Consider the following 1511-nt stretch of genomic DNA (forward strand, 5'->3'; position numbering starts at 1 on the left):
TTGTAACGCATAATTGTAAAAGGGTCGTTTAATGAAATATCAACTTCTTATATCATTAAAGGATTGCTTCCTATATGTAATTCGTAGCGGACGGGGCGAGTGTTACCCGATTTTGCGTTAATAAACATTAAACGGGAAAATTTTATTCCCGGCCGTCCGCTTTTGAGGGCTTCAAACAATTACACAGATTCGTAACCGAAACGAAACATCCATTCGTTACATTCGCTCCCCAAATAACTGATAGCGGTATGAGGAACGATACAGACATACGGAAAGAGGCGTACCGGCGAATCTTAAAGCGGGAATTGTGCTGGTGGCTGGTTGCCATAGCGGGTGGATTGCTGCTTGCCGGAGTGTTCAGCGGGTCGGGAATAGTAAATATTTTCCTGCATGGCTTCCAAGGCATCGGGAGTTGCTGGGCGGGTATAATCTGTCTGGTGGTGACAGGCTACATCGCCTATTCCCTGCTGGGCATCCTGAGGGAGAAGCGGAAGCTGATAGGGCATGGCATCCAGGCCGAAGCTGTCGTCACGGCCATCCAGAAAGAGATAGATGTCGAGGAAGGCGGAGAGGCTTTCGTGGCAGTCTATGAATTCACCCTGCCCGGCGGTCGGAAATGGAAGGTTAAGGAACAGCTCAACGGCTCGCAGGCGGGGCTGTTGGGACTGATTGAGGTGGGAAGCCGCGTGCCCGTTTTCGTGGACCGCGACCATCCGTACAAGTTCTACTTATATACGCACCTCCTTGTCCGCCAATTCTATGAGGAGGACAAGACGTTTGTCAACAGCTTGGAAAAACTAAAGAGGCAGGGCACAAACGTGGGAAACATTGGCGAAGCGATACTCAGACACCAGGAGAGGGGGCAACGGGTGTTCCGTAGCCGTCGCAAATGGAGGTGGCTTCCATCGGCTATCGTTGCTTTTGTCATGGTCTTAGTAACAGCATTCGGCTACATAATATACAACAGGTTTGAGGCTTACGTGCTGGTTTCCAATCTGAACCTCCCGCCCGGTTTCAGCTACTACAATGCTTATGCCACGGAATTGCACGAATACCTCCCCGGAAATAACAGATGGAGTTATACCGACGAGGACGGATATGAAGACTGGACGTCTTCCTGGCGCTTTACCGACAAATGCAAACGTCCCATGTTTGTGGTGTGGGGCACACAGGGATTGACACACACAAGGACGACCAGCATGCTGATGATTCCAGAAAGCTATCGCGACAGGCTGGATGAGTTCATCTACGACATGAACGCCGACCTGAAACCAAAGCTGCAAAAGCTGTTGAAAGGGTTTGCGCCACGCACGGGCCTTTGCATCCTTTCCCCGGTATTGAAAGACACGATGCAGATAGAGGGCGGAGGATATTGGCCGCTGCTCACCTTGGGAGGTGCCTGCGCGACAGCTGCCGCTGAAATCCGCCTGAAAGCGTCGGGCATGAATCCGGATACCTTGAGGGTGAACAAGACGATGTTCTTTTACAAAGCCATAGAGGCGGTGTCCGAT

1 protein-coding gene is annotated in these 1511 nt (G+C 51.2%); it reads left to right on the forward strand.

All coding sequences use genetic code 11. The annotated features are described in order from the left end of the window. Positions 1 to 248: 248 nt before the first annotated feature. Positions 249 to 1511, forward strand: a 1263-nt coding sequence (locus B5F25_RS20830) for a DUF3592 domain-containing protein (RefSeq protein WP_140407016.1), incomplete at its 3' end; no start/stop codon positions are given.

It is taken from the genome of Bacteroides sp. An19 (genome assembly GCF_002160215.1).
In the GTDB taxonomy this organism is placed as follows: Bacteria; Bacteroidota; Bacteroidia; order Bacteroidales; family Bacteroidaceae; genus Phocaeicola; species Phocaeicola intestinalis.